Origin of the sequence: Streptomonospora nanhaiensis (assembly GCF_026642255.1) — a bacterium.
Taxonomy (GTDB): domain Bacteria; phylum Actinomycetota; class Actinomycetes; order Streptosporangiales; family Streptosporangiaceae; genus Nocardiopsis; species Nocardiopsis tropica.
This window is the reverse complement of record NZ_CP113264.1, coordinates 4889846-4916761: the sequence shown is the minus strand read 5'-3', so window position 1 is coordinate 4916761 and position 26916 is coordinate 4889846. Positions and strand designations below refer to the sequence as shown.

Annotated in this window: 2 protein-coding genes; both read right to left on the bottom strand. The window is 72.2% G+C overall.

All coding sequences use genetic code 11. The features are described from left to right. Window positions 1-435: 435 nt before the first annotated feature. Window positions 436-651, bottom strand: a complete 216-nt coding sequence (locus tag OUQ99_RS21365; RefSeq protein WP_267945573.1) for a hypothetical protein — start codon at window positions 649-651, stop codon at window positions 436-438. Beyond that, entirely contained in the window at window positions 648-26600 is a 25953-nt protein-coding gene (locus OUQ99_RS21360) for a hypothetical protein (RefSeq protein ID WP_267945572.1), read from the bottom strand. Before OUQ99_RS21360 ends, OUQ99_RS21365 begins: the two co-directional genes overlap by 4 nt. Window positions 26601-26916 lie beyond the last annotated feature (316 nt).

Here is a 26916-nt window from a genome sequence, read left to right as displayed (position 1 = left end):
AAGGAGCGGCATCGGAAGGGGCGGCGTGTGCTGAGGAGTCCGAGCGGCGGTCGCGTGCCAGCGGGCGGGCGTTCAGATCCTGTTTTTCAAGAATTCGCTTCTGCGATTCGTGTGATGCGCCTTTGTGTCGCCAGGGGCGGAGTCCTGGGGAGCTGGGTGCAGAGGGGCAGTAAGAAGTGCGCCTGCGAGGAGAATCGCATTCTTCGCGATCCGGCGCTGGAAAGGAAGGGAGAACTCGTCGCGCTTCTCAGAGCCGGGGGACGGGGTGCTCTTCGCCGGTCCCGGGGGCGTGGGCGAGGCGTGCGGGGGCCTGTGCTCCTCGCGGGCGATGATCCTGTTGCCCAGGGCGTCGTGGACGGTCTCGCGGAGGAACCGTCCTTGTTCGTCCCATTGGCGCCATGGGCCGACGCGCCGTGGGGGTGATGCCGGCCGTGGTCACGCCGGTTCTTCGAAGTAGCGGACGTAGGCGTTGGACTGCGCGGCGCAGTCGTCGAATACCTGCTCCCCGGACCAGCCGCGCGTGGCGCGCAGCCGTGGGATCGCGTCGGCCGTCGCAGGGTCGTGGCCGGTGAGGGTGCCGTCGTCGTGCAGCGTCAGAAACGGCCGTGTCCGCTGTGTGCGGCGGTCCTGGACATAGAGCACACGGGTCACCGGCCGCCTCCTGGGAAGAGGCTGGCGGTCCCCCGTGCGTTGCGGGCCAGCATGTCGAAGCGCTCCATCATCTCGTCGAACCAGTCGGACCTGCCCAGGCGGACGAACTCGCCGTAGAGCCCGGCGAGCCGGGTCCGCAGGAACCGGATGTCGGCCCGCGTCAGCGGGTTGGCGATCCACGCATTGGCCTCGAAGTCGTAGAAGGGCCGCATGCCGTTGATGTAGGCCAGCCCCTCCAGGTCGGTGGGGTCCTCCGGCGTGTGCTCGTACTTGAACCAGGCCTTGCCGTGGTCGATGCCCGCCACGTGCCCGTTGCCCTGGTCCAGCCAGTTGCCCGGATTGCGGTCGCCGTTGGCGATCAGCAGGTCCAGCAGGCCCAGCACGTGTCCGTCCCGCGTGTTCAGGAGCGGGGATCGCGGGTTGTCCAAGTGGGTGAACCCGGATACGCCGTTCATGAAGTGCATGAACAGTTCGTACTCGCCGATGCGCAGGACACCGGGGACGTTGGCGCCGATGGCGCGGCCCACCAGTGAGGCGAGCTGCTCGGCGTCGGCGCGCTCACGGGCGAAGGTGGTCTCCTCGGTGTCCTTGTAGACCGCCTGCGCGCCGTTCTCGAAGCGCATGAGCGAGGTATTGCCGTCGGAGCCGTCCTCGACGAGCTGTTCCTGGCTCACCACGTCGAATCCGGTGGTGGCGGCGAGGTCCTCGATACCGGTGAAGGTCCCGTTCCACAGCATGAGCGCTGCGGTCCGCTCGTCCTGGTTCCCGTCCTGGGCCTGTGCGGTCTCCTCGGTCGGGGCCGTGGGCGGCTGGTCGTAGGCCGCCGCGGAGGAGTCGTGGGTCCCGGTGGGGTCCTGGGTGTACTGGATCGGGGCGGGGTACTGGGAGACCTGCGTTCCGGCGGGGTAGGCCGGGCCCGGGGCGGCCTCGTAGCCGTCGGTGTCCGTGTACTGCTCGGAGGGGTCGGCCTCCGTGCGGCGGCCGTGGCGGCTCCGGTGGTGGCCCGCCATGAAGACCTGGATCTGTGCGTCCTGGGCGGTGTGGTGCCCGATGTCCTCGGGCCGGTAGCGGTAGGTGAGGTCGGCGACGACGTCCTCGACCGTCGAGGGCCTGTCGTCCTTCTTCTTGTCCGCGGCGATGAGGGCGCTGAGATCGGGCCCGGTCGGGGGGTTGTCGGCCCACGGGTCGCCGGAATCGGCAAGAGCCGGCTCCTGCGTGCGCACCGCCGGCGGAGGGCCGTAGAAGTCGTCGTCCAGGGACATGCCGTCGTCGCTGTCGTCCGAGTCCGAGTCCGAGTCGGAGGTCAGGTCCGGGAGCGAGTCGGTGTCCGAGTCGGTGTCGCGCTGGGCCGGGTCGCCGCTGTCGCGGTCGCCCCGGCCGTCCCCGCGCGTGGAGCGTCCGCCGTCCCCGTCCGTTCCGCGGTCCCTGTCCTCGCCCCCGCGCCTGCTGTCGTCCTCGTGCCCGGTGCCGGAGTTGCGCTCGCCGTCGGAGCGGTTGCCGTCGCTGCCGTTGTCGTCGCTGCCGTTGTCGTCGCCCCGGTCGCCGCTGCTGCCCGAACCGTCCCCGTCCCGGCTCCCGTCCTCGTCGCCGTCCTTCTTCCGGTCGTTCTCGGACGGCGTCCTCCCCGGCTCCACTGCCGCCGGGATCCTCTCCCGCAGCTCCCGTACGTCGGCGGCGTCCTTCCGGGCGTTGTCCGCGATTTCCTTGGCGTCGTCGCGGGCCTTCCGGTCGGTCTTCGCGGCTTCCGCGGCACGCTCGGCCGCGGTCTTCGCCTTCTCGGCGGCCCCCTGCGCGTCCTTGTGTGCCTGACCGGCGTCGGTGGCGGCTGCGCGGGCGATCTCCACGATCTTCCCTGCGGAGTCCCGGGCCCTCTCGGCGATCTTCTGTGCGTTCCTCGCGCGTGCGGCGGCCTTTCGGGCATCCTGCTCGGCGGCGTCGGCCCTCTCGCGCAGGTTGTCGGCCTCCTGAGCCGCCTTCTCCGCTTCCTCGTGTGCCCTGGCCGCGGTCTTCGCCGCCTCGCGGGCGGTCTGGTGGGCCTCCTTGGCCCGTTCCCGTGCGTTCTCCGCGTCTCGCAGAGCGGTGTTCTCAGGGGTGCCGGTCGTCTCCCGGAGGTCGGTGCCGGTCGACGCCGTCCGCGTCTCGGGGGAGGGGAGGGGGGCGTTCGCCGCCGCCTGGACCGCGCGGTCCGCGGCGGTGCGGGCCGCGCGGGCGTCGGTTTCGGCCTTGACGGCGTTCGCGGCCTTTTCCTGCACCTCGTCGGCCTTGGCCTTCGCCGCGTCCGCGGCCTTGCGGGCCTCCTTGGCGGCCTCGGCGGCTCCCCGTGCCGCCGTCCTGGCGTTCCGCGCGTCCTCGGCGGCCCGGTTCGCGTCGTCCCGCTGGCCGGACGCGCTCTTGTCGAGGGCCTCGGCCCACGTCTGCAGCTTCTTGGCGTCCGCGGCCATCCGGTCGGCCTTGGTCTTCGCGGCGTCCGCGTCCGTCTGCGCCGTCTCGGCCTCGGCTCGCGACGCCTCCGCCTCCGCCCGCGCGGTGTCGGCGCGACCGGCGACCCCCTCCAGCTCGGAGATCAGGTCGTCCGCTCGGACACGCGCGTCCTGGGCGGCCCGGTCCCCGCCGGCGGCCCGGTCCTGCCCGGACAGGCCCTCCACGACGGTGCTGAGTTCCTGGTGCCGTGTCCGGGCCCCGTCGAGTTCGTTTCCGAGCCCGGTGACGGTCTGCGCGTGCCGCTCCGCGGTGCGCTGGGCGTCGGCCGCGGGCGTGACCGTTCCCTCCGCCTCGGAGACGGCCGTGCGGAGCTGTCCGAGGAGGGCCCGCTGATCGCGTACGGGCGCCGTCGCGGTGGCGTTGTTCCGGGTGGCGGTGACGTCCCTGTCGGCGGTCGTGGCGTTGTCGTGCGCGGTGTCCGCCGCTTGCTGTGCGTCCTGTGCCTGCCGTACCGCCCCCGGCGAGGGGGAGCGTCCCTCCGTCCCCGCGGCGGGTACTTCACCGCCGGAGCCTTCGAGGAAGCGGTTTCCGTCCTGTAGGTCGGCCCTGCCGCGGTCCAGGGTCGTGGAGAGGCCGTTCACGGCAACGCGTGCGTCACGGGCCGCCTGGGCCGCGGTGTCCGCCGCGTCGGAGGCGCGCTGGACCTGCGCGTCAATGGTGTCCGTGTTCTGATCCAGGCCGCCCTCGGTCTCCTGGACGGGGGAGTCTGACTTCGGAACTTCGAGGTTCAACGCCGTCCGGAAGTGGTCGACCAGGTTCTGGCGCGGCTCCGTGGGTGCGGGCTCCGTGGGTGCGGGCTCTGTGGGTGCGGGCTCCGGGGCCGGCGGGGTCACGATGATGCTCGGCAGGGGCGCGCCGGTGGTCGTGGTGACGTCACCGGTGTTGCCGGTGCTCGTGGTGGTTCCGGAAGTGACACCGGTGTTGTCGGTACTGCCGGTGGCCGGGGTGCCGGTCGTGCCGGTGGCCGTGGTGTTGTCGGCGGGGGCCGGTGCGCGGGTCGTCTCTCCGCTGCCGTCGCCGCTCGGCGTGCGGGCGGGGGGAGCGGTCCCGCCGTCCGTCCCCTGGCCGACGCCCCCGAAAGTGGTGCGCACGGTGTTCGTGGCCGCTCCCAGGGCGTCGATCTGCTTGTTGAAGGCTTTCAGGGCATCTTCGTACTTTTTCTCCTGTGCGTTGTAGGCGCTCTCGGCTCGCTCGTCGGCCGGCTTGGCGGCGTACCTCTCGGCCAGGCCCTCCAGCGGGGCCCGGGTGTCGGCGTACTCGGCCTCCGCCTCGGTGAACTCCTTGCGAGTCTTGGCCAGCTGCTTCACGACGGGGGCCGTGTCCTTCGCCTGCTCCGGGGTGAGGAAGCCCATCGCGATCGCGTCGGACTCCGAGTACCACTCGGCCGTCCGGATCGTGACTTGGCCCATGGCCCAGCGGGTGGGCCGGGAGGAGGGCGAGGTCGACAGAAGGCTCGGGTCCTCCGAGTGGAAGGCGGCGGGCGTCTTGAGCTTGCTGCCTGCGGCGAACGCCCAGGTGGTGTCGTGCTCGATGAGGTAGACGGGCCCCTGGCGGAGCTGGTCCGACTCCTGGTAGCCCTTGACCGCCTGGTTGGAGCCGCTTCCGGACCCGTTGGACGAACTGGTGTTCAGTCCAGCCGTACCGGTGTAGTTGCCCTCGTGCCCCTCGTAGCGGATGCCGTCGACCTCGGTGCTCAGCGCGGAGGGGCGCATCTCCGCCCCGCGGCCTCGGCTCCCGCCGTGGGAGGTGCCGGCGCTGTGCGTCCGGGACCGGGTGCGGGAGTCGCTGAGCTGGCCGCCCGGCAGCGCGTCCAGGATCTTCGCTCCGCGGGTGCTCGTCAGGGCCTTGGCGCCCCACTGGGTGCGGTTGAGGTCTGCGAACTGCACCCCCTCCTGCTCGCGTGAGGCCGACTGGACCACCGCCTTGATGGCCCCCTTGCTGAAGCTGTGATCGATGTCGTTGTACACGGGGTCCTGGCCGTACTCGGCGGCGAGGTAGGCACGCGCCGCTTTCGCCTCGGCGCTGGTGCGCTCCGCTTTCGTCGTGGCGCTGGTGGACTCCGCTTTCGTCGTGGTGCTGGTGGGCTGCCCCTCGGCGGGGGTGTCGGTGGACGGCTTCCAGCCCAAGGACCGTGCGAAGACGATGTTGGCCTGGTCGCGCAGGGCCTGGCCGTCGTTCTCGACCATGGCCGGCAGTGCGAGGGCGGAGTCGTTGCCGGGCCTGGGACCCGCGTTGTCTGCCCAGGCGCGCAGCAGGTCGGGCGCGGACGCGTCCTTGGGGACTACGGGCAGCTGCGTCGCGCCGTCGTTCGAAGGAGGGGTGGCGGCCCGGTCGTCCCCGGTGGTGTCGTTTCGCGTCCGGTCGCCGGTGGTGTCGTCGCCCTCCGGGGCCGGGGGGGTGTCCCGGTCGGTCCCGGTGGATTCGGCGCCGTCGGTGGAGGTGGTGACGGTCGGGGCGGGCGGCGGCGACAGCAGGTCGGCGCCGGTTCCCCGCGTGTCCCCCTCCGTGACGGTGTCCGTGGTGGTCTCCGCCTGGGGGTCGAAGTCCATGTACGCGAACGCGTACAGCGTGTCGACCTGTCCGCTGTCCGCCTCGCCCGTGTAGACCGCGCGCGAGGGGTTGCCGTTCCGCCCTCCCTTGGGCGCGCCGAGTTCGAGGGTGAGGGTCATGGTCGTGTCCGCGCGGACCTTCGCGAACGGGGTGTCCAGGTGCAGTTCGACGGTGTGGGTGTCGTCCCGGGACTCCCCGGAGGTGCGGCTGTCGTTCGTGGAGGAGGACAGCGCTCCGGCGGGGGAGGCGAACAGCGGGCGGTGGCCCGGCTGCTGGTCCGGCCCCTGTTCGTCCTGGGGGTAGGAGGTGGGCTGCAACAGCACACCGTCCAGGCTCGACGAGTTCCCGGTCCCCCTGGTCTGCGAACCCGCCTGGGTCTGCGTCCACTTGTGCGACTCGATGTAGTAGCCGGACTGGCCGGGGTACGAGACCTCGGCCGGTTTCGGGTCCCTGGTCAGGTTCACGAAGACTTTCGCCTCGGTGCTCCAGTGCTGCGCCCGCGGCTTCGAGTCCGGCCCGGACTCCGACCCCAGCGCGTGGACCTCCACCGGCACCGGGACGGTGGAGTCGGGGTTCTGGCCCAGGTGCGTGGTCAGTTTCTGCAGCAGGTTCTCGCGCGACTGCTTCGTCAGCTCCAGCCCGTTCGAGGCGAGGTCGTCCACCAGGTTCTGGAGGGCGGCCCCGGGGTCGGCGGGATGGAGCTGCCTGCCGTTGTCCTCGAACCCGGGGCGCACCCGGGCGTTGTCGGGCTTCTTCGGGTTGGGCTGTGCGCCCAGGTGCACCTTGTCGCCGTCGCGGACCGCCCGGTCCTGCACCAGCTTGTCCTGATGGGCGTCGCGGGAGTGCACATAGCCGGCGAGCAGGTCCTTGACGGGAGCGGTCCACCCGAGGTACAGGGTTTTCCACGTCAGGGTCGGTCCGATGCTCCAGTTCTTCAGGAACTCGATCGCCTGCGTGAGCTTGCCGGAGGCGCGGAAGGCGTACGTCTTGGTGTCGTTCGGGATGAACAGCACCGACGACGTGAACGCGGTCGCCCGGGTGTTCGACGTGCTCCGGGAGAAGAACGTGCGGGTGTGGGAGGGGCCGACCAGCGGGATCGGTCGCTCGGCCTCGTTGGGGAGGGACCCGTCGGAGGGGTGCGGGTTGGGGTTGCGGCCCCCGCTGCCTCCGAACCTGAGCCCGACGCTGCGGGTCAGGGAGGTGGTGGTGGACAGGGTCGTCTCGCTGCTGCCGCCCCACCGCATCTGGGCTTCGACGGGGCGCATGTCGGTGACCTCGTCGGCCTCGACCTTCGTGGCGATGGTGGCGCGGATGTCGTGCGGTGACCAGAGACCGCCGCTCATCTCCAGGCGCATCCGGGAGCCCCAGGACGTTGCCGCGCTCTTGCTCGCGGCGAGCTCCTCCGCCGACGAGTGGTTCTCGAACCGCAGACCGTTCCCGGACGCCCGGGAGAGGAACGACTCGAGCTTGCGCCGGTATCCGTCGTGGAGACCGCTGCGCGTTTCGGAGAAGGTCCGGAACGTCTCCTCCAGCAGCCCGCGCATGCCCCGGCTGCCGGTGTCGAAGTGGGTGTTGACGCGTTCGACGGTGCCGCCGATGCGGCGGATCGCCCGGGCGCGGGTCTGGCTCAGGGGCAGAGGGCCCTGCTGGGGCCCACTGTCCCGGGTGGTGCCCCCGTCCCGCTCGCCTCCGGGCGCGGTGGTGTTCGGTGCCGTTGCGGTCGTGGTGTCGGTGGTGGTGCCGGAGGGAGGCGGTGGGGAGAGGACCGCCGTCTGGTTGCCGTCGGCGCCGGTGGTCGTCACGGTGCCGGTGGTCGTCACGGTGCCCGCAGGGGGCGCGGTGGTGTTCGGTGCCGTTGCGGTCGTGGTGTCGGTGGTGGTGCCGGGGGGAGGCGGTGGGGAGAGGACCGCCGTCTGGTTGCCGTCGGCGCCGGTGGTCGTCACGGTGCCGGTGGTCGTCACGGTGCCCGCAGGGGGCGCGGTGGTGTTCGGGGCAGGGGTGACGGTCTCGGAGCCTCCGCCGACCAGGCGCTCCCAGGTGTGGACGGCCCCGTCCCGGATGACGGTCCAGCGGCCGCCCCGGTCACCGCCGGGGGTGGGCCGCGGGACGAAGTCCCCGCGGAGCATGCGCCGCGACTCGTCGTATGTGAGCGGCTGCCGGCCCCCGGTCGTGTCGGACTCCGTGTCCCCGGAGGCGTCCGTCCGCGTGGAGTCCTCTCCCCCGGTGTCGGCGGTGGTCTCGGGGGTGCGCCCCTCCCGCCCCCCGGTCCCGTCGTCGGGGGTCGTGCCCGCCGGATCGGACACGGTGGCCGGGGAGTCCGAGGCCGTCGGGGGCACCTTGGGCGTGAGGAGGACCGTGTGGGTGTCCAACCCGTCCCCCAGGAGCGGGGTGCCGTGTTCGCGCTGGGACCGGTCGTCGCGCGCCATCCCGATGTCGTCGTGCTCGAACAGCCGCGCGGTGAAGCGGGTGCGGGACGTCCACACGTCGGAGTCCCCGTTGAACAGGACCGTCTCCTCGGAGCCGTGGGAGAGGCTCTGCACGGATTCCTTGCCGGTGCCCCACGAGGTGAGCAGCGCGACCGCCGGGTTCCCCAGCACCCGGGGGACGCCGCGCGCGTCGGCGCCTTCGTCGGTGCGCACACTGCCGCCCACGGTGGTGCTGATCGAGTGGTTGAGGCTCGACCCCTTCGTGGTCGTGATGCCGGCCGACCCCCCGAATCGGCCGCCGCCGCTGGAGGTCGTGTCGAACTGGTGCACCAGGGGGTCGAACTCGCCGTAGACGCGCAAGGTCACGAAGTCGGGGCGCAGGCCCCTGTCCTTGATGAGCGTCGTCAGGTCGATCACGGCGGTTTCCTGGAGGCGGACCGGGATGCCGTCGCCGGGCAGGGCGGACGCGCCGCTCTTGAGACCGGACTCGGAGAGCGCCTTGATGACCTTGAGGGTGTTCTCGCGTGCCACGTCCGCGTTGCGGCGGAAACCCCAGCGCTCGCGGAAGCTGCGGACCGTGTCCGGCGCCATGTGGCTGGGGCGGACGGCGTAGTTCTTCCTGGTCCTCCCCAGGTCCGGGATGACCATGCCGGGGTGCTTCTCGGCGATGCCCTTGAGCACGTTGTACGCCAGGTCGTCGTAGAACGAGCGCTGCGGTGCGTCGGGCTTCGGGGGGCCGGCATCCGCGTCGTCGTCCCCGGTGGTGCTTGCCGTGTCCGCGACACCCGTGTCCGCGGTGGTGCCGGTCGTGTCGGTGCCGTCCGTCGCTTCGCCGTGGTTCTCCGAGGCGACCGGGGAAGCTTGGCCGAACCCGAGCACGGTGGCCCCGCTCAGGTCCGTGAGCTTGTCCGTGGGGCCGTTCGCCACGAGGTTCGGGAACGGGGGCCGCGGCGGCGCGGTCGGCCCGTCGGTCGAGGTCGGGACCTTGGGGAGTTCGCCGTTGAGCAGGCGGGCGTCCTCGACCGTGAGCATCTCGACGGTGTCGGCCTCGAAGCGGTGCGCCTCCTCGCCGTCGAGGCGGACGTAGAAGTCGCGCTTGACGTCGTAGGCCGCGTGGCCGGCGGGGGCGTGCACGACGTGGCTGCTGGTCCCCGAGGTGCTCAGGGTGGTCCCCGTGCTCCTCTCGAACGTGGCCGAGTACTCCACGAAGGGCACGTCGAGCCGGATGCTCTTGCCGTTGGGCAGTTCGAGCCAGATGCCGAAGCCGCCGCCGATCGAGCCGGAGGCCACGGTGGAGCTCTTCACGGTGGAGGAGTCGCTCTTGACGAGGGTGTTGCCGTGGACGAAGTCGGCCAGGCCGGGGGCGAAGTCCTTGCGGTCGTACTCGGTCGAGACCGACCACATCTCCATGGTGCGGGGAGGGCGGGAAGAGCCGGTGGGGAAGACGATCCGGATCTGCGAGGACCCGTTGGAGATCTGCGGCAGGTACTGCAGCACCCGGTCGTTGTCGAAGGTGGACTCGATCCATGTGCGGTTCTGGTCGTCGCTCTGCTCCTTCTTGGACGGGGTGCGGCCGCCGCCCCGGCCCCCCTTGGGACGGGGCCCCAGGAGGTGGTCGGCGAGCCAGGTGCCCAGGGTGTCCTTCCGGCCGCCGCCCGTCGTGGTGGTGCTGCCGCTGCGGTCGGTCCCTCCGTCACCGGACGCGGTGTCCCGGTCGGTCCCGCCGTCCGATGCCGGCGAGAAGCGGGTGATCTCGAGCGGGTGGCCGGCGCCGATGAACGGCCGGTTCACCGGTGGGCGGTTCCCGTCCGCGTCCGCCGGGCCGTTCTTGGGCTCGATGTGCCGGGGTGCGTCGGAGGGGACCACCTCCCCGGGCAGGTTCATGCTCAGCCCGTTGTGCGAGGTCCCCTCCTGGACACGGGGGGAGGTGAGGCCGGGGCCGGTGACGGAGGCCTTCATGTGCAGGTCGGCGACGTAGGGGGTCAGGGGGCCGAGCAGTTCGATGCCGGTGTCGGCGTTGGCGCTGGTCGAGGCGGACCCGGAGGTGCCCCGGACCTTCTTGCCGCCGCGCCCGCCGCCGGAGAGGATCGGGCCCGCGTCGTTGCCGCCGATGCTGCCGACGTACAAGGGGTTCACCGACACCTTGAAGGCGGCGGTCTTGCCCTGGCCGTGTGACCCGCTCTCGCTGGAGTCCACCCCGGGGCCGGCGCCGTGGAGCCTCAGCCGCCTGGAGTCCTCGCCGCCGCTCAGGGTCTGCATGTCGAAGCGGTAGAACTCGCCGTCCTCGGGGCGCAGGTCGATGTCGGCGCTCCACGTCTGCCCGTTGTGGGTGGCGCTGACGGTGTGCCCGCCCTCGCGGAGGAAGGGGCGGGGTCCCTCCCTGTCGAGGATGTCGACCACGCCGTCCAGGATCGCCCGCCGTGCGGGGGCGGGCATGTCAGGCGTGCCGGCCAGGACGTCGTCGACGAACCCGTGCAGGTGCTCGGTGAAGAGCATGTCCGGTCCGAGGAGGGTGGACGTGGTCAGGTAGCCCAGGTCGTAGGCCTGGCCCTCCCGGTCCGGAACGAAGTCGCTGGCATAGGTGAGGCGCCGCGGTCCGCCTTCCGGCGGGGGCGGCGGTGCCTCCTCCCGGGTGCTCCGGTTGGGGTCCCGGTTGTCGTCGGTCCCGGTGGTGTTCCGGTCGTCGGTCGGGCCGCCGTCGCGTGTGAGGGGGGAGTCGGTGTTGAGGGGGCCGAGGGGGATGTCCCTGCTGGTTCCGCCGAGGGGGACGGGTCCGGGGTCGCGGCTCGACTCGCCGGTGGTCTCCAGGACGGCCATGACGGTGGTCGGGCCGTCGGGGCGCAGCAGGTCGGCCTGCATCTGGGCGAGGTGGTCGTAGGCGCGGTAGGCGTCGTTGGCCTGGCGCTGTGCCTGGTAGGCCTGGGTGCGCAGGTCGGCGGCGTCGGGGCGGCCCTGGCTCTCGGCCTCGCGGGTCTGGGCGACCAGGTCCTGGGCGCGCTGGTAGCCGCTGATGGCGTCCCTGATGCTCGCCGAGGCCAGTTTCCCGAGGCGGATGGCCTCGGCCATCCTGTCCGACGCGGCCTGCGGGGAGGATTTCCCCGGTTGGTTCGGGACCTCGGTCATGGGGAAGGCGATGATGTCGTGGCCGCCCCGGCCCTTTCCGCGCGAGGAGCTTCCGCCGTCCCCGTCCGTTCCGCGGCCCCTGCCCCCGGTGCCGGTACCGGAGCCGTCCCTGTCGCCCGACCGGCGGTTGTCGCCGCTGCCCTCGGACGAGGTCCGCACCGGGCCCCCGGCCGCCGGGATCCTCTCCAGGAGGTTACGGACGCTCGTGATGCGCCTCCGGGCGCTGGCGGCGATCTTCTCGGCGTCGTCGCGGGCCTCCCGGGCGGTCTCCGCGGCCTCGGCGGCACGCTCGGCCGCGGCCTCCGCCTTCTGGGCGGCCTCCTGCGCTTCCTGGTGCGCGCGACGGGCGTCGGCGGCGGTACGGTCGGCGGTCCTCACGGTCGCGTCGGCGGTGTCCCTGACCTCCTGGGCGGTCTCCAGCGCCTCCTCGGCCCGCGTGGCGGCGTCGGTGGCCGCCTGCCCGGCGTCGTCCGCCCGGGCGCGCAGGCGGTCGGCCCGCTGGGCCAGTTGCCTCGCGTCCTCTGCGGTCCGCTGGGCCAGCGCGGTCGCCTCGCGGGCGGTCCGCCGGGCTTCCTGGGCCCTGGCCCGCGCGTCCTCCGCGGCCTGGCGCGCCGCGTTCGCCCGCGGGTCCGCGGTCCCCCGGGAGCCGTCGGTCGTGTTCGGCGGGTTCGTCGTTGCCCGGGGGCCGGCGCTGCTCGATCCCTCGCCGCCGGTCGGGTCGGTCCTGCCGGTCGTACCCGGCGCCGTCTGCCCTCCGGGGGAGGGGCGGGAGGCGTTCGCGGCGGCCTGGGCCGCGAGGTCCGCCGCGGTGCGTGCGGAGAGGGCGTGGGCCTCGGCCCGGGCGGCGTCCCCGGCCGCGTCCGCGGCGTCCGTCCGCACCTCGTCGGCCCTGGCCCTCGCCGCGTCCGCCGCCGCACGGGCCTCCCTGGCGGCGTCGGCGGCCCCCTGCGCCGCCGCCCCGGCGTTCCGCGCGTCCCGGACGGCCCGATCCGCGCTGTCCCGGTGGGTCGAGGCCTCGGTGCTGACCCCCTCGGCCCAGGTCCGCAGGGTCTCGGCGTCCGCGGCCATCCGGTCGGCCTTGGTCTTCGCGGCGTCGGCGTCCGTCTGCGCGGCGGCGGCCTCCGTCGCGGTGCTCTCCGCCTCCGCCCGCGCGGTGTCGGCGCGATCGGCGATCCCCTCCAGGTCGGAGATCAGGCTGTCGGCCTGGTCGCGCGCGTCCTGGGCGGCCCGGTCCCCGCCGGCGGCCCGGTCCCCGCCAGCGGCCCGGTCCTGCCCGGACAGGCCGTCCACGGCGGTGCTGAGCGCCTGGTACCGCGGCGGGGTCGCGTTGAGGTCCGTCCCGATCTCGGCGACGGTGTCCTCGTGCCCGTCGGCGGTGTCATGGGCCTCGGTCGCGGCGGTGTCCGCGTTCTCCGCCTCGGAGGTTGCCGTCCCGACCCGCTGGAAGAAGGCGCCGCGATGGGGCTCGGGCGTCGTTCCGGTGGCGTTGTTCCGGGTGGCGGTGATGTCGTTGTCGGCGGCGGTGGCGTTGTCGTGCGCGGTGTCCGCAGCCGTCCGTGCGTCCTGTGCCTGTCGTATCGCCCCCGGCGCGGAGGTGCCGTCGGCTGCGGGCGCGGGGGCGCGTCCTCCGGTCCCGGCGGCGGGTGCTCCGTCGTCGGAGCCCGTGAGGAGGCGGATGCCGTTCCGGAGGTCGGCCGTGCCGCGGTTCAGGGTGGTGGCGAGATCGTTCGCGGCATCGCGTGCGTCATGGGCCTCCTGGACCGCGGTGTCCGCGGCGTCGGAGGCGCGCTGGACCCGCGCGTCCACGGTGCCGGTGTTCTGCTCCCGGCCGTCCTCGGGGTTCCGGGAGCCGTCGGAGTCCGGCGCGGGGGTGTCCGACTCCGGCGCACGGAGGTTCAGCTCCGACAGGAAGCGGTCGGCCAGGCCCTCGCCCGGGCCCGTGGGCTCCGGGGCCGGCGGGGTCACCGTGACGGTCGGCCGGGGTCCGCCGGTGGTCGTGGTGGCGGCACCGGTGTCCCCGGTGGTCGTGGTTGTCGTGTTCCCGGTGTCCCCGGTGGTCGTGTCGTCGGGGGCCGGTGCGCGGGTCGTCCCCTCGCCTCCGTCGCCGCCCACCGTGCGCACGGGGGGAGCGGTCCCGGAGTCCGTCCCCTGCCCGGCCTCCTCCAGGGTGGTGCGCGTGTTGTTCACGGTCTCGATCAGGGCGTCGATCTGATCGTTGAAATCGGACAGCGCCTCCTTGTACTTGTCCTCCTGCGCGTTGTAGGCGTCCTCGGCGCTCCGGTCGCCCGGGGCGGCGGCGTACCCCTCGGCCAGGCCCTCCAGCGGGGCCCGGGTGTCGGCGTACGCGGCCTCCGCCTCGCTGAACTCCTCCCGCGCCCGGTTGAGCCGGTCCATGACGGGGGCCATGTCCTTCGCCTGGTCCGGCGTGAGGAAGCCCATCGCGATCGCGTCGGACTCCGAGTACCAGCCGGCCATCCTCACCGTGACGTCGTCCACGCCCCAGCGGGTGGGCCGTTTGTGGAGCGGGGTCGACGGAAGGCTCGGGTCGTTCGGGTGGAAGGCGGCGGGCGCCTTGAGCTTGCTGCCCGCGCCGAACGCCCAGGTGGCGTCGTACTCGATGAGGTAGACGGGCCCCTGGCGGAGCTTGTCGGACTCCTGGTAGCCCTTGACCGCCTGGTTGGAGCCCGATTCCGCCCCGTGGGACGAGCTGGTGTTCACACCCGGCGCGCCGGTGTAGGTGCCCTCGTGCCCGTCGTAGGGGATGCCCTCCGCCGCGGTGCTCAGCCCGGCGGGGCGGAACTCCCCGCCCCGGCCCCGGCCCCCGCCGTGGGAGTCGCCGGCGCTGTTCGACCGGGGGTGGACGCGGGAGTCGCTGAGCTGGCTGCCCGGCAGCGCGTCCAGGATCTTCGCCCCGCGGCTGCTCGGCACGACCTTGGCGCCCCACTCGGTGCGGCCGATGTCCGTGAACTCCACCCCCTCGGCGTTGTGCGAGGCCGACGGGTACACCGCCTTGACGGCGCTCTCGCTGAGGCTGTGGTCGATCTCGTTGTACACCGGGTCCTGGCCGTAGGCGTCCGCGAGGTAGGCACGCGCCGCGTTCGCCGTGTCGCGGGTGGGCTGCCCGCCCTCGGGGGTGCCGGGGGGCGGCTTCCAGCCGAGGGTCTGCGCGATGACGACGTTGGCCTTGTCGCGCAGCGCCTGCCCGCCGTCCTGCACCATGGCGGGCTTGGTGATGGCGGTGTCGGTGCCCGGCCGGGGGCCCGCGTCACCGGTCCACGCACGCAAAGCGTCGGCCACCGACGCGTAGATCGGGGCCGGGGACCGCTGCGCGGTGTCGCCGTCGGCGGTCCGGTCGTTCCCGGGCGTGTCGGTTCGCGTCCGGTCGCCGGTGGTGTCGCCGCCCTCCGGGGCCGGGGGCGCGTCCCGGTCGGCCGGCGCCGTTCCGGTGGATCCGGTGCCGTCCGTGGACGTGGTGACGGTCGGGGCGGGCGGCGGCGACAGCGTGTCGGCGCCGGTTCCCCGCGTGTCCCCCTCCGCGGCGGTGGTCGTGGTGGGCGCCTCCGGGGGGTCGAAGGTCATGTACGCGAACGGGTACATCGTCTCGACACGCCCGCTGTCCGCGGTGCCCGTGTAGGTCGTACGCGGGGGGTTGCCGTTCTCCCCGCCCTTGGGCTCGCCGAGTTCGAGGGTGAGGGTCAGGGTCGTGTCCGCGCGGACCTTCGCGTACGGGGTGTCCATGTGCAGTTCGACGGTGTGGGCGTCGTCCTGGGACGCCCCGGTGGAGCTCCCGTCGCGCGTGGACGAGGACACCGCTCCGGCGGGGGAGGCGAACAGCGGGCGGTGGTCCGGCTGCCCGTCCGACCCCTGGTCGTCCTGGGCGTAGGGGAGGGGCTGCAGGAGCACGCCGTCCGCGCCCACCGTCGTTCCGGTCCCCCGGTTCTGGGCGTGCGCGTCGGTCGCCTTCCACGTGTGCGACTCGATGTAGTAGCCGGACTGGCCGACGTACGAGACGTCGGTGCGTTCCGGGTCCCTGGTCAGGTTCACGTAGACCTTGCCCGGGGAGGCCGAGCGCATGGGTCGCGGCCCCGAGTCCGGCCCGGGCTCCGGCCCCAGCGCGCGGACCTTGACCGGCACCGGGACGGTGGAGTCCGGGTTCTGGCCCAGGTGCGTGGTCAGTTTCTGCAGAAGGAGCTCCCGGCCGCCGGCCGTCAGCTCCAGCCCGTTCGAGGCGAGGTCGTTCACCAGGTTCTGGAGGGCGGCCCCGGGGTCGGCGGGCTGGACCTGCCTGCCGCTGCCCTCGAACCCGGGGCGCACCTGTGCGTTGTCGGGCTTCTTCGGGTTGGGCTGCGGACTCAGGTCCACCCTGTCGCCGTCGCGGGTCGCCTTGTCCATGACCAGGTCGGCCTGCTGCGCGTCGCGGGAGTGCACGTAGCCCGAGAGCAGGTCCTTGACGGGAACGGTCCACCCGTGGAACCGGGTGTTCCAGCTCAGGGGAGGCCCGATGCTCCAGTTCTTCGCGAACTCGATCGCCTGGGTGAGGTGGCCGGAGGCGCGGAAGGCGTACGCCTTGGTGATGTTCGGGATGAACAGCACGGACGACGTGAACGCGGTCGCCTGGGTGTTCGACGTGCCGCGCGAGAAGAACGTGCGGGCGATGGAGGGGCCGACCAGCGGGATCGGTCGGACGGCCTCGGTGGGCAGGGAGTCGTCGGAGGGGTGCGGGTTCGGGTTGCGGCCCCCGCTTCCCCCGAACTTGAGGCCGACGCTGCCGGTCAGGGAGGAGTTGGTGGACACGAACACCTCGGTGCCGCCGTTCCACCGCATCTGGGCGTCGACGGGGCGGAAGTCGGTGACGGTGTCGATCTCGACCTTGGTGGCGACGGTGGCGCGGACGTCGTGCGGTGACCGGAAACCGCCGCTCATCTCCTGGCGGATACGGGAGCCCGACGGCGTGGTGGCGCTCTTGCTCGTGGCGAGTTCCTCCGCCGACAGGTGGTTCTCGAACTGTCGGCCGCCTCCGGACGACTGGGAGAGGAAGGAGTCGAGCTTGAGCCGGAATCCGTCGTAGAGGCCGCCGCGGGGCTCGGAGAAGGTCCGGAACGTCTCCTCCAGCAGCCCGCGCATGCCCCGGCTGCCGGTGTCGAAGTGGGTGTTGACGCGCTCGAAGGTGCCGCCGATGCCGCGGATCGCCTGGGCGCGGGTCTGGTTCAGGGTCGGCGGTCCCTGCTGGGGCCCACTGTCAGGGGCGCCGTCCCCGTTCCGGTCGCCGCCCGCCGGAACGGTCTGCGGCGTCGTGCCGGAGGTGGTGTCCGCGGTGGTGCCGGGGGGAGGCGGCGGGGAGAGGACGACGGCCTGGTTGTCGTTGGTTCCCGCGGTGGTGCCGGGGGAAGGCGGCGGGGAGAGGACCACCGCCCGGTTGCCGTCGGCGACGGTGGTCGTCACGGTGCCCGCGGGGGGCGCGGTGGTGTTCGGGGGAGGGGTGACGACCTGGGCACTCTCGCCGAACAGACGTCCCCAGGTGTGGACGGCCCCGTCCCGGATGACGGTCCAGCGGCCGCCCCGGTCACCGCCCGGCGTACCGCCGGGGGTGGTCTGCGGGACGAAGTTCCGGCGGATCATGTCCCGTGCCTGCTCGGGCGTGAGCGGCTGCCGGCCGCCGGTCGTGTCGGACTCCGTGTCCCCGGAGGTGTCCGTCCGCGTGGAGTCCTCACCTCGGGTGTCCGCGGCGGTCGCGGGGGTGTTCCGCGTCTCCTGACCGTCGGAGGAGGTGGCGGTGTCGCCGTCGCGGGTCGTGCCCGCCGGGTCGGACACGGTGGCCGGGGAGTCCGTGGCCATCGGGGGCATCTTGGGCGTGAGGAGGACGGTCTCGGCGTCCATCCCCTTCCCCAGGAGCGGGATGCCGTGTTCGCGCTGGGGCCGGTCGTCGCGCGCCATGCCGATGTCGTCGTGCTCGAACAGCCGCGCGGTGAAGCGGGTGCGGGACGTCCACACGTCGGAGTCCCCGCTGAACAGGACCGTCTCCTCGGAACTGTGGGAGAGGCCCTGGCTGGAGCCCTTGCCCGTGCTCAGGGAGGTGTTCAGCGAACCCGAGGGGTTTCCCAGGACCCTGGGGACGCCGCGCGCGTCGGCGCCTTCGTCGGTGCGCACGCTCGCGCCCACGTTGAGGCCGAGCGAGTGGTTGACGCTCGACCCCTTCGTGGTCGTGATGCCGGCCGAGCCCGCGAACCGGGCGCCGCCGCTGGAGGTCGTGTCGAACTGGTGCACCAGGCGGTCGAAGTCGCCGTAGACGCGCACGGTCACGGCGTCGGGACGGGACCCCTTGTCCCGCCGGAGCATCGTCGGGTCGATCACGGCGGATTCCTTGAGACGCACCGGGATGCCGTCGCCGGGCAGGTCGGACGCGCCGCTCTTGAGGCCGGACTCGGAGAGCGCCTTGATGACCTTGAGCGTGTTGTCCCGGGCCACGTCCACGTTGCGGCGCAGGCCCCAGCGCTCGCGGAAGCTGCGGAGCGGTCCTTCCGGGTCCATGCGGCTGGGACGGACGGCGTAGTCCTTGTCGGTCCGCGCCAGGTCCGGGATGACCATGCCGGGGCGCTTCTCGGAGATGGCGCTGAGCACGTTGTACGCCAGGTCGTCGTAGAACGGGCGCTGCGGTGAGGGGGGCGCCTGCGTGTCACCGTCGGCGTCGTCGTTCCCGGCGGTGTCCGTCGTGTTCGTGGCGTCGGTGTTGCCTGTTGTTCCCGTCGTCGCGGTGTCGTCCGCCGGAGGGGCCGGGGGAGCGTGGCCGAACCCGCGTACGGTGGCCCCGCTCAGGTCCGTGGGGTGGTCCACCGCGAGGTTCGGGAACGGGGGCCGGGGCGGCACGGCCGGTCCGTCGGTCGAGGTCGGGGCCTTGGACGGTTCGCCGTTGAGCAGGCGGGCGTCCTCGACCGTGAGCATCTCGACGGTGTCGGCCTCGAAGCGGTGCGGCTGCGACTCGCCCTGGATGTGGACGTAGAAGTCGCGCTTGACGTCGTAGGCCGCGTGGCCGGAGGGGGCGTGCACGACGTGGCTGCTGGTCCCCGAGGTGTTCAGGGTGGTCCCGGTGCTCTTCTCGAACGTGGCCGAGTACTCCACGAAGGGCACGTCGAGCCGGATGCTCCTGCCGTTGGGCAGGTCGATCCAGATGCCGAAGCCGCCGCCGATCGAGCCGGAGGCCACGGTGGAGTGCTTCACGCCGGAGGAGTCGCTCTTGACGAGGGTGTTGCTGTGCACGAAGTCGGCCAGGCCGGGGGCGAAGTCCTTGCGGCTGTACTCGGTCGAGACCGACCACATCTGCATGATGCGCGGACGGCTGCCGGGGATCTCGATCCGGATGTGCGCGGAACTGTTGACCATCTGCGGCAGGTACTGCTGCACCCGGTCGTTGTCGAAGGTGGACTCGATGGCCTCGCGGTACTGGTTGTCACGCCGTTCCTGTCGGGAGGGGGCGCGGCCGCCGCCCCGTCCGCCCTGGGGAGGGGTCCCCAGGAAGTGGTCGGCGAGCCAGGTGCCGAGGGTGCCCTTCCCCGGACGGCCGCCGCCGTCCGTCGTGGTGCTGTCGTCGCGGTCGCCTTCACCGCCGCGGTCGGTCCCGCCGGTGGTGCCCGCGGTGTCCCCGTCGGTTCCGTCACCGGATGCCGGGGGAACCGGGGAGAAGCGGGTGATCTCCAGCGGGTGGCCGGTGCCGATGAGCGGCCGGTTCACCGGTGGACGGTTCCCGTTCGCGTCCGCCGGTCCGTTGTCGGGCACGATGTGCCGGGGTGCGTCGGAGGGGACCACCTCCCCGGGCAGGTTCATGGTCAGCCCGTTGTACGCGGTCCCCTCCTGGACGCGCGGGGCGGTGAGGCCGGGGCCGGTGACGGAGGCCTTCATGTGCAGGTCGCCGACGTAGAGGTTCGGGGCGCCGAGCAGTTCGATCCCGCTGGCGGCGTTGGCGCTGGTCGAGGCCGACCCGGAGGTGCCCCGGACCTTCATGCCGCCGCGCCCGCCGATGGCCGCGATCGGCCCGATGTCGTTGCCGCCTGCGCTCGCTACGTACAGGGGGCTCATCGTGAACTTGGTGCCGACGGTCTTGCCCGCGCCGCGTGACCCGCCGTCGCTGGAGTCCACCCCGGGGCCGGCGTCGTGGAGCCTCAGGAACCTGGAGTCCCCGCCACCGCTCAGGTTCTCGGTGCCGACGTGGTAGAACTCGCCGTCCTCGGGGCGCAGGTCGATGTCGGCGCTCCACGTCTGCCCGTCGTGGGTGGTGCTGACGGTGTGCCCGCCCTCGCGCAGGAAGGGGCGGGGCCCCTCCCTGGTGAGGATGTCGACCACACCGTTCACGATCCCCTGCCGTGCGGGGGCGGGCATGCCCGGGGTACCGGTCAGGACGTCGTGGACGAACCCGGGCAGGTGCTCGGTGAAGAGCATGTGCGGTCCGAGGAGGGTGGACGTGGTCAGATAGCCCAGGTCGTAGCTCTGGCCGCTGCGGTCCGGAACGAAGTCGCCGCCGTAGGTGAGGGGCGGAGGCGGGCCATCCTGGGTGCTCCGGTTCGGGTCCCTGTCGTTCTCGGTCCCGGTGGTACCGCGGTCGTCGGGCGGGCCGTCGTCGCGCGTGAGGGGGGAGTCGGTGTCGAGGGTGCCGAGGGGGATGTCCCTGCTGGTTCCGCCGAGGGGGACGGGGCCGGTGTCGCGGCTCGGGCCGCCGGTGGTCTCCGGGACGGCCATGACGGTGGTCGGGCCGTCGGGGCGCAGCAGGTCGGCCTGCATCTGGGCGAGGTGGTCGTAGGCGCGGTAGGCGTCGTTGGCCTGGCGCTGGGCCTCGAAGGCCTGGGCGCGCAGGTCGGCGGCGTCGGGGCGGCCCTGGCTCTCGGCCTCGCGGGTCTGGGCGACCAGGTCCTGGGCGCGCTGGTAGCCGCTGATCGCGTCCTTGATGTCGGCCGAGGCCAGCTCTCCGAGACGGATGGCCTCTGCCATCCTGTCCGCCGCGGCCTGCGGAGAGGGGTTCCCCGGCCGGCCTGTGCTCTCGGTCATGGGGAAGGCCACGATGTCGTGGCCGCCCCGGCCCTTTCCGGGCGGAGGAGGCGGCTGCGACTCCTGCCCCGACCGGTCAGAGCCCGGCAGGTCGTCCCGCACCGGCGCCGGTTCCCCCGACCGATGGTTGACCGGTGTCCCGGACACCGGAGCACCAGCGACATCCGGATCCGGAGTCCGCGCGGCACCGGTCACCGACCGATCCGCACCAGGACCGGTGGACGACACGGCAGGCGAGCTCACGGAGGCGTCATCAGCGTCATCGGGCGGGGCGAACCGCACCGACCGCCCCGCCCCCACCGGAACCACCCGCCTACCAGAAGCCCGGGCGAGGACATCGTCGGGAACGGGGACGTCGGAGCCACGCAGAACGCGCAGCACATCGGCCAGCGCCCCCTGCTTCCGCCACGCCTTGAGCTGGTTGTACACCTCCGTCGCGGACACCGGGACCTGTCGGCCGTCCGGAACGGTGACGGTGAGGTCCCGCGCCGGTGAGCGGTGCACCATCTGGTCGAACCCGACACCGAACACATCCAGGGCCACACGCTCCAGCCCCGCCCGATCCAGGCCCGGGTCTGCGGAGACCGGTTGCAGCCCGGAGAGCAAGTGGTGGGCGACATCTCGCAGCGCTTTGTCGGGCAGGGCTCCGATCCACTCGCCGCCCGTCACCTCCAGGCCGTTGTCGGCGAGCACGCCGAGCGCTTCGACCAGCTCGCCGTTGGAACGCCACTGGTCGATCTGCGTTCGCACGTCCCCGGCGGTGATGGGAGGACGTCCCTGAACGGCGGGAATGTCGTCGATCGGCCCGTGGCCCGCGGCGTGGTCGCGCCCAGCGGCGAAGACGGCCAGCGTGTCGACGTAGGCCGGCTCATCGGACTTGGCCAGCACGTCTTGGAGCTCGCCCCGAACGTGGTCGGGCAGCGCATCGGTCATGGCGGAGGCGGGCACGCGCACCCCGCTCCGGTCGACGAGATCCAGCGCCCGCGCCAGCCGACCGTCGGCCCGCCAGCGGTCGACCTGGGCGTCGAAGGCGGCACGGGCTCGGGCCGCGCGGGTGTCAGCGCCGGAGTCGGCGCCCCGCGCCGCGGCGTCCTCGGGAGAGATGAGCTGGTCCGCGATCCGCTCACCGTCCCACCCCCGGATCAGTTGGTCCGTGGCCAGGGCGAACCGGTCGAAGACGGCGGCCCGCCGCGGGTCGGACGCGTCCAGACCGGGCGCGAGGATCTGGATGATGTCCGACTTCACCTCGTCGGACAGTTCGGCGGCCCGTGGCGGCGGCGTGTAGTCGGACGTGCCGTGCTCCACGACCGAGGCGATCGTGTCGAGGTACCCGCTCAGCACAACGGGGTCGCGGCGTGCGTACAACCGCCCGTCGGCACCGCGCTTCGTCCATGCGTTGCCCATGAGGCCGTAGCCGTGGTCATCGTCGCTGGGACGCACCGCATCGGCGTCCCTGCTCCCCCGGAAAACCGTTCCCGGCTGGAAGTACTCATCGAGCAGCCCCAGCAGGTGCGCGGTCTCATGGACACCCGATTCCACCGGGAACGTCTCGTTCCAGCTATGGGTGCCCATGATTCTGTCCCCCGGCCGGGCGTGCAGGTCGATCTCATGATGGACCTGGGCAGCGGGGGTGGAGTCGTCTGCCAAGAGGAGGCGGACGTGCAGTTGGTCCCCGCTCCCGGGCGGGGGCGGCTCGGCACCCGATGCGGAATCGGCCACCTTCATGTCGTCCGGGTCCGGGACGCTCTCCTTCCCGAAGAGGGTGTTGAACAGGTCGTCACCGAGTTTGTGCATCCGGGTGCCGTCCGCACCCACCACGGTCCCGTCCCCGCGGACCCGGAATTGCCGGTTCCACATGGCGTCCAGCTTGGCCTCGTACGCGCGCACGTACGCCTCGTACCGCTCTGGCGTCAGAGTGTCCTCGTCGCGGCGGATCCGAGGGCGGAAGGTGAGCTCCAGGACATGGGTCGGGCCCCCCTCCGTGCGGTGTTCCTCCGGAATCGGGATTCGCGCCCACTCGAACCTGCGGGTGGCCCACAGGGGGTCCATCTCCGCCTTGACGAACCGCTCCGGGTCGCCGGGCCGGGCGTCGGGGTTTTCCAGCACCGTCGCCGGGTCGACCGGGTCACCGTTGGCGTCGAGGTCGACTGGGTTGCCGTCATCGTCGAGGCCCACCGGGTCACCGTCGGGGCCGAGGTCCAGCGGCCGGGCCGCGCGGGAGTCGGCCATGGGTTCGGCGAAGTCGGCGTCCACGGATTCGCCCACCTGGTGGACCGGCGCCGCCGCCCGCGCGGCCTCCCACGCAGACGGGTCCGCCAGGCCGGTGTGCACCCGCGCGGGTTCAGCACTCTGAGGGTCGGACCAGCGGCGTGCCGGACGCGGCTCCACCATCGTCTCGATCCGCTCCAGCGTCCGCCGCGCCACATACGGGCGGTCCTCACCCCGCGCCGGATCCCCGTCCAGCATCCCCAACCGACGCAGTACCTCACCAACGCCCCGGCCATCACCATCCGCCCCCAGATCCGGCGGCACACCATCAGCCGCAGGCGGCACCGGAGACCAGACCAGCGTGGCGTGCGCCCCCTCAGAACTGGGGCTCACCAGATCGAAGCTCACCTTCAGCTGCTGTCCACCGCGCGGCAACACGAACTTGTCGTTGAACACCGCCTCGACATGCCGCTTCAACGCCATCGACGCATAGACCTGAGCCCGCATGTCCACACCCTGTTGAAGAAGAGCACGGATCCGCAGCTTCACATCACGAACCGAGGACGGATCCCCCTCACCCGCACCATCGATCTTCCTCGTCGTGGACTCGAAGAAGAGATTGTCGATCCGCACCTCAGCACGCATCGGACCATGGTTGGTGTTCACCTCCACCGTCAACGGCGGCGCACCCTCCGGCAGCTTCAGGCTCTGCGCGAAAAGGCTCGAGACCTTGCGCACCTGCGGCTGCGACTCCTGACCCCACCGGTCAGAGCCCGGGAGGTCATTCCGCACCGGCGCCGGTTCCCCCGACCGATGGTTGACCGGTGTCCCGGACACCGGAGCACCAGCGACATCCGGATCCGGAGTCCGCGCGGCACCGGTCACCGACCGATCCGCACCAGGACCGGTGGACGACACGGCAGGCGAGCTCACGGAGGCGTCATCAGCGTCATCGGGCGGGGTGAACCGCACCGACCGCTCCGCCCCCACCTGCTGCACATCCCGCCCACCAGAACCACTGCCCTCTTGAGGAACCGGAGATCCGGACGTAGAGAGACCGAAGGTCTCACCGTTATCCGCGGGACGGTCCGGGTCGCGCTGGGTGTCGGGCCTGTTCGAGTCAGGGGTGACCTCAGAGGTTCCTTCGCCGCTCCGCTCTTGGCCGTCCCCTTCGGTGGTGGAGTCCCCCTCGTGCGCGGATTCGGTGTCGTCGTCCGTGCGTTTGCCGTCCTCGCTGTCCTCGAGGCCGGATCGGTCGTTGTTCTCGTCCCCTGACCGATCCCCGTCGTCACCGGGCTGGTCTTTGTCGCGGTCCTGGGATCGGTCGTCGTTCCCGGAGGATCCCTCATCGCGCTCGTCGGACTGTTCGCCGTCGCGGTCGGAGGGGTTGTGTCCGGTGTCCTCGGTGTCGTGTTGGCCGTCGCTGTTGCTGTCTTCGGCAGCGGGAGGCGGGGACTGTGGGGTGTCGCTCGATGAGGTCTGCTGTTCGGGGGCGGGTGCGTTGTCGGGGTTCGTTCGCTGTGCGTCCGTCGGGCTGTTCGGTTTGTCCAGGTCGGTGGTGTTGCCGGTGGTCGCGGACTCCGGAGCGGGCGGTGCGCTTTCGGTCGAGGTGCGCACAACGTCGCCGTCGCGGGTCGAGCGTTGTGCGGACGGGTCCGTGGTGCGGGTGTCGCCACCGGTGCGTTGGGGCGAGCGTTCACCGCTGTTGCGGTCGGTGGGCGCGGAGCGCTGGCCGGTGTCGGAAGCAGGGTTCTGCGGACCGGGCGCGGGGGGCTGTTGGCCCGCGGGCGTCGGGGCCGCCTGGTTGATCGGCGCAGCCACGACCGGCGCAGGGGTGTGCTGTTCCTGGCCGCTCCGCTCCTGGGGCGTGGTGCGGTCCCCGTGTTCGGTACCGGGGTTCTGCGCTGCCATGGGGTTGTCGGGGACGATGGCGTTGAGGAAGTTGACGGTCAGGGGTCCGTCGTTCATGCCGGGGTGGAAGAGGTCGTTGCCCAGGCCGGGGTGTTTGGTCTCGGTGGTGGCGTAGGGGTCCTTGGCGTCCTCGGGGGACTTGAAGGGGTCGGGGTAGGGGGTGCGCACGTCCTCGTCCTGGTGGACGCGGACGGTGTCGTCGTTGGGCTGGTCGCGGTCGTCGGCGTCGCCGAAGTCGGAGTCGGTGTCGCCGAAGTCGGAGTCGGTGTCGCTGACCAGGTCGGGGACGTCGTCGATGTCGGAGAGGTCGTCGCGGTCGTACCGGGAGGAGTCGTCGACCGGCGGGGCCAGGAGGGGGCCTTCGCCGTGGCCGTCCTGCTCCGGGGACCCCTGGCCGCCGCGGTCGCGGTCGGGGGCGTGGTCGCGGTCGGGGCCGGGGGCGTGGTCGCCGCCCCGGCCGGGGTCCTCGCCGCCGCCCGTCCACGGGCCGGGGGCCTGGGGGCCGGTGGGGTTGCCGTTGCGGTTGTCGGCGGCGTTGCTCTCGGTCCGGGGCGGTTCGGGCTCGGACAGGTCGGGTTTGTCCTTGTTGCTGAACAGGTCGAGGCCGTGCAGGATGCCGTCGGTGGCGCCTTGTTGGATGCCGGCTTGGGTGGCGCCGGCGGTGGCGGAGTAGCCGGAGGCCTCCCAGCCGCGTCCGTCGGCGAGGCTTCCGAGGCCTTCGCCGAGGTAGCCCTCGAGTGCTCCGGTGCCGATGCTGCCGCCGACCTGTTGGGTGTAGGCGCCGGTGGTGGAGAAGTACTCGCCCAGGGGTTTTTGCAAATTGGTGGGGACGTCGGCGAGGTGGTCGCGCATGTGGGGCGGGAGGCGGTCGCCGATGGTGTCGCGCAGGTGCCGGCCCAGGTCGGGGTCGTTCCAGTGGCGGGCCAGGGTGGCGGCGTAGTCGCGTCCCAGGTCGCGGGCGGCCGCCTCGCCGAGGTGGTCGCCGAAGTTGCGGGCGAAGAGGTCGGCGAAGTCCTGACGGGCGGCGGCGGCCTTGGTCGCGTTGTCGAAGGCGCCGGCGCCGACGGGGCTGGCGGGGTTGTAGGGGGCGAGGAACTCGTCGTTGTGGCGGCCGAACACCTCGGCCAGGTCCTTGTTCAACGACGGCGGCGGGGGCGGTCCCTCTTTGGGCGCGGGCACGGGTGTGGGACCCGTGTCCTTGGGCGCGGGGGAGTCCGGGCCCCGGTCGGGGTTGGTGGCGGGCGGGTCGTCCTTGGGCCTGGCGGGGGGTCCGTCGGGACCGCCACCGCCGCCGGGGGGTGGCGGGGTGTCGGTGTCGCGGTTGAGGGGCGGCGGATCGTCTTTGACCGGCCCCGAAGGCGGCCCGTCGGGGGGACCGGTGGGCGGTCCGGGCGGGGGCCCGTCGGGGGTCTCGCGCAGGGGCGGGCCGGCCGGGGGCGGCCCGCCGGGCCCGTCGGGTCCGGTTTTGATCAGCGGGGGCGGGTCGGGCAGGAGTTTGAGGTCGGTGAGGCCTTTGCTGAACAGGTCGGACAGGTGTTTGCTGAACAGCCCGTCCATGCCCGCGGAGAAGACCGCGGAGAGCACGCCCTCGATCGCGGCGCCCTTGTGGGCGCTCGCGGTCAGGGCGCTGTCGCGGTGGTGGCGGGTCCCCCTGCCGATCTGGATGCGCTGGATGATGCTGTCCATGCTCGCGAAGATCTGGCTGATGATCTGGTGGCCGGGCACGGTGATGAGCAGCCAGGTCAGGATGCGGCGCATGGCCAGGCTGCGGATGGCCTTGAAGATCGGGATCCACTTCAGCGAGGCGCCGAAGGTGAACTTGGCCATGGCGATGGCCCAGGCGATCTCGGCCAGGAGCTGGACGAACTGGCCGATGACCATCATGTGCATGTACTCGACGTTGGCGCGGGCCTTGAAGAGTTCGGCGGACATGACGGTGGAGTTGTCGCGGGCCGAGCCGACGTAGTTGTTCTCGCCTCTGGTGAACTGGTCCAGGGAGCGTTCGTAGCGGTCGGCGGTGTGGCCGTCGAAGTGGCGGCGGGCGTGTTTGCGGCTGAGGTCGAACAGGTCCTCGAGCACGGCCAGGCGTTGGTCCAGGGCGGTGTAGATCTCCGAGGCGCGGCCGAGGTTGTTGATGCCGGCTTTGGGGACCTGGATGCCGGTGAGGACCTCGATCGCTTTGCGTGAGGAGTCGGACATGTTGTGGTCCAACGGCATACGCGACTCCACCTCCCCGCCCGCGCCCGTGAGAGAGATGAAGGTAACACCAGTGCACCTATATGTGGAAGTAGTTGCGCTTATGTTTCTGTTCTCGTTCGTGTGTGTTGCCTTGTGTGCGCCATGGCTGTGGTACCCGGTCCGAACGCGAGCCTCTTCCGGGGCGGGCTCCTGCGTGCTCCTCCGGTCCGTGTCGCTGCCCAGGTCGGCAGGGCCCTCCGGGGTCCCGGTGGGCGGCCACGTTGTCATTTCGCAACGGTTTCCTTCGAGCAGCGGGGGTATTCGCCTACCGTTCCCCTTCGGCCGAGATGTTCTC

Excerpts from the sequence above, each read along its gene's own strand:
- OUQ99_RS21360 (WP_267945572.1), bottom strand. The coding sequence starts at position 26,600 with ATGCCGTTGGACCACAACATGTCCGACTCCTCACGCAAAGCGATCGAG.